At 43.1% G+C, this 1,974-nt stretch carries 1 protein-coding gene; it reads left to right on the forward strand.

Annotated elements, in window-relative coordinates; genetic code table 11:
• The first annotated feature begins 635 nt into the window (after positions 1-635).
• Positions 636-1,820, forward strand: coding sequence for an ATP-grasp domain-containing protein (locus O9295_RS19800; protein WP_288034755.1), 1,185 nt, complete (start codon positions 636-638; stop codon positions 1,818-1,820).
• The last annotated feature ends 154 nt before the right edge of the window (positions 1,821-1,974 follow it).

The following is a 1,974-nucleotide window of genomic DNA, read 5'->3' on the forward strand; positions in this document are numbered from 1 at the left end:
TTGGGTAAGACTTTTAGACTTTTTGTCAATCAAAAAGTACCAGATATGGGAGTGGTCGGGGGGAAAATCCCTGGACTTTTTCCCTGAAAATTAGGTAATTTACCCGATGAAAATGGGTAAAACCCCACACCCCACACCCCACACCCTACACCCTACACCCTGCCCCTAGGAAAAACTTTTTCAGCAGACCCTATTTATGGGAGAATTATAGGTTCAATCCTATCAAAAAAAATCACCCGATCGAATTAAAATCTCTGAAAAAATGTAACAATTGTGACAAAAAACTGAGGTTGTGGGGTGTGGGGAATTAGGAATTAGGGAGCGCCGGAGCGGGGAGTAGAGAATAGTTCAGGCGTACTAAAGCGTCCAATACTCAGTTTAAATGCAGTAAAGCTTACTAAAGATAGAAATAGAGAGAGTGAAAGATTGCTAGACTCCTAGGGGTGGGTAAGCTAAAAAAGTTTCTCCTCTAACCGCATAATGACACAATTAACTTTAATTTTTGCGATCGAGTAAGCCAAGAATATTCTCCCTGATCACCCGTGAACTGGATGCTGTTGCTAAAATAATCTTCATAGTCCCCAAGCTACCGAAACGAGCAAAGAGAGAATTGCCACTTTATCAATTAATTAATTATGGATTTACTCGAATACCAAGCCAAGGAAATATTTGCTCAAGTCGGCATCCCCATTTTACCTTCCCAACCAATCCACGAACCGGGGGGACTAAAAAGATTAAACATTCCCTATCCTATCGTGCTGAAGTCCCAGGTACGCACGGGAGGCCGGGGAAAAGCAGGAGGAGTGAAATTTGTCGCTAATACCATCGATGCGATCGCTGCTGCCCATGCTATCTTTCATTTACCGATCGCCGGAGAATATCCAGAGGTAATCCTAGCAGAAGCCAGGTATAATCCGCAACAAGAGATATTTTTAGCCATTTTACTCGATTATCATCTGCAAAGACCAGTTTTACTGGGTGCGAGTCAAGGGGGGATGGATGTGGACAGTTTACTGGAAACCATGCAAAAAGTGGTAATCGAAGCGAGATTTTCCCCCTATCTCTGTCGGCAATTAGCCGTATCCATGGGTTTAAGAGGGTCTTTGATCGAGTCTATCAGTCAAATTCTCGAAAAAATGTATAGTCTCTTTGTCAGCAAAGATCTCGATATTATCGAGATTAATCCCCTGGGTATCAACGAAGCTGGGGAAGTGATGGCCCTAGATGGTAAAATAAGTGTTAATGATGCCGCTTTAGCTAGACATCTCGATCTCCTAGCTTTGACCCCACCCCAATTACAATGCCCTTGGTCGATAATTGATCAAACTGGCCGAATAGCGATGATCAGTAATGGCCAGGGTTTGATGTCCCCTGTCTGGGATGCCTTAGCCAGCAAGGGGGCAAAACTGGCAGCATGGCTTATACTGGAGGAAAGACTAGAATTAGAGCAATTAAACGAGCAAATAGAGGCCGGTCTGCAACAATTCCAACTATTGGCCGATTTAAAAGTGATTATCGTTGATATTATCAGTTATCCCGACTTTGGCCAAAAAGCGATCGAGAGTATTAGCAATTACTACCGCAGTTATAGCCCATTATCACCCAGCCGGGGCAGCGGCGAACGGATGATCCGGGCCACCCGACAGGAAAGACAAACCTTGGAACCCAGATCTTTTCCCAATCCCACCGTACCACAAATAATTTTTCGCGTCCTAGCTGACAGCAAAGCGATCGATCTCAGTCAGAGTTTAGCTGATGTTAACTTTCATTGGTTAGAGTCTTTAGAAGAGGTAGTCACGGCAGCAATTAAATTAGCCTAGAATCAGTGATCAGCAGCAATTCTCATTTTGAAATAAATAGAGCATTAACCCCGATTTTGGAAGGCAAAATATAGTAGAAAGTGACTATTTTTCAGGGAGAGGCGATCACTAAAAAAACAATTGGTTGGACAAATTAAATATAAATACTCAAGCA

Source organism: Microcystis sp. LE18-22.4A (assembly GCF_027531105.1).
GTDB classification, from domain to species: domain Bacteria; phylum Cyanobacteriota; class Cyanobacteriia; order Cyanobacteriales; family Microcystaceae; genus Microcystis; species Microcystis aeruginosa.